The organism is Rickettsia sp. TH2014, assembly GCF_019249195.1.
GTDB classification, from domain to species: Bacteria; Pseudomonadota; Alphaproteobacteria; order Rickettsiales; family Rickettsiaceae; genus Rickettsia; species Rickettsia felis.
The window spans coordinates 1-1,819 of the sequence record NZ_MXAX01000090.1 but is presented as its reverse complement, the minus strand read 5'-3'; the positions used below and the strand labels follow the sequence as shown (position 1 = coordinate 1,819).

Genomic DNA, 1,819 nt, shown 5'->3' with positions numbered 1-1,819 from the left:
CTCACGAGCAGCTACAGGCTCACTCATGACCTTTTTAAATAGTTCGTCATGCCTTGGTCTCTCAGAAGTATCGCTACTATCCGAAGCAACACACTGCTTATTGCTTCCTTGCTCTTCAGATGTTGATAAACTGACTGATAAATCTTCTTTGTTACTCATATTATATATTAGCGTTTATTTTCCCAGTTTCTTATTATTTGTTCCTTCTATTTTTCCAATAGTAGGATAATGTAACACGACACTACTATTTTCTATATGCATAGGACCATCATGACGCATATGAATTCTTCCCGGAAACTTCTTATATACAATATATGATGAAATACAGCAACTAGCTACTAACATTGCAAATGCTGCAGCACATATTATTAATTTCTTTTTAAAACTGCCAGTCTCATATTCTACCATATTATTGGTTAGACGTTTTACCTTTGATAAAGATTGTGATATTTGCCTATCAGCTTCTAACAGTGATGTAGTTATTTTTTTATCAAACTGATGCATCATATCATCTATAGCTTCGTTTGCCTTTTGAATTTTATCGATATTAGACTGAAAGATACGTTTCTGCAATTCAGATGCTATATCAGGCGTGGTAGCCTTTAGTGCTTCGCTAAGGTTATCAGGCAATTTCCATAATATCAAATTATTATCCTGCATGGCTTGTATTTGCTTTTCTAAATCTTTAGTCTGATTCCTTAACTCCTTAGTTATCATACTAAGATTTTGCTCTTCATATTTGACATTATCAGTCTTTTCCTTTTTTGTTGGCATATTATTACCTCATTCTTTGTTTAAAGTTTAATTCTTGGACCATTTAATTGGGGCTGTGCTCCATCAATTGATGTTAATTTCTCTGCTTCAGATGCTGCCATATTTGAAGAATCAGTATTATCGCTCATACTACTATTAATCATCTTCTGATATTTTGTCTCAATACTACTATCAGTAAGATATTTATTCTCACCTTGATCGCTAATACGTACATGTAAATAATCTACAGCATTCTCAAACTTCTCTCCTTGATGTTCTATGACTCCCTTAAGAGATAATTTATGTAGATTATCTTCAATTGAATCAATAATATGAGATTGTGTACGACTAAATATTGCATCTGCCTGCCTGCTTATATCTTGATGCATATTAATCGTAGATATAATAGTCTTGTCGTTCCATCCACTATATTTTTGTAGAGTTAAGATATCTGCGTGCATCTCTTCTATCATTTTAGGACGTACCGTGTGATACGTTGCTGCCATAGCAATATGACTATTTTTCTCCTGATGATCTAATGTTTGTGTTAATTCAGGGAATGTCTTCTCGACTTTTAAGCAATATTCTTTCTCTTTCTTGAAGACGCCTATTAACTCATTTACTGTTTTAGATTCTACCTTTTCTTTTTGAAGTACATTAAGCTCAGGTAGCACCTTAGCCTTAAACTCACCAAGCCATATTGTATTTAATGCTTCTTGTTGCTCGGTAGCTCCAATTTTGCCTAAAGTTTGTTTTAAAGCTTCTTGATCAAATTTTGGATTAAGCTTTAATATATCTTTGATTTTATGCTTTTCTTGCTCAAGAAGAGTAGCCGCACCCTCTTGTCTACTTAAGTTGATGCTGCAAATAGCATCACCTGCCACCTTAACGCTATTTGAAGCTCTTTCGCTCCATGCATTACTATCACACAGCTTTACATAACAATCTTCAGCTATTTTGATTTTGTCGTGATTATCAATCTTATGTTCGTTTTGACCTCTACCGTTTGCAGCTTTGTAGATATCAATATTATTGTATATTGTGCCTGCTATCTCTTTGTGATGAC

The 1,819-nt window shown here is 33.9% G+C and carries 1 protein-coding gene and 2 pseudogenes; all 3 read right to left on the bottom strand.

Annotation, left to right across the window (positions count from 1 at the left end):
• Positions 1–159: pseudogene (locus KYQ89_RS07600) on the bottom strand (transposase); the annotation flags it as partial.
• Positions 160–174: 15 nt separating this feature from the next.
• A complete protein-coding gene (locus tag KYQ89_RS07595) occupies positions 175–774 on the bottom strand; it encodes a hypothetical protein (RefSeq protein WP_256621185.1) in 600 nt (199 codons plus the stop codon).
• A 20-nt stretch (positions 775–794) separates the two neighbouring features.
• Positions 795–1,819 (bottom strand): annotated as a pseudogene (locus KYQ89_RS01550) (hypothetical protein); the annotation flags it as partial.

Coding starts and splice junctions, on each gene's coding strand:
- KYQ89_RS07595 (WP_256621185.1), bottom strand. CDS start 774: ATGCCAACAAAAAAGGAAAAGACTGATAATGTCAAATATGAAGAGCAA.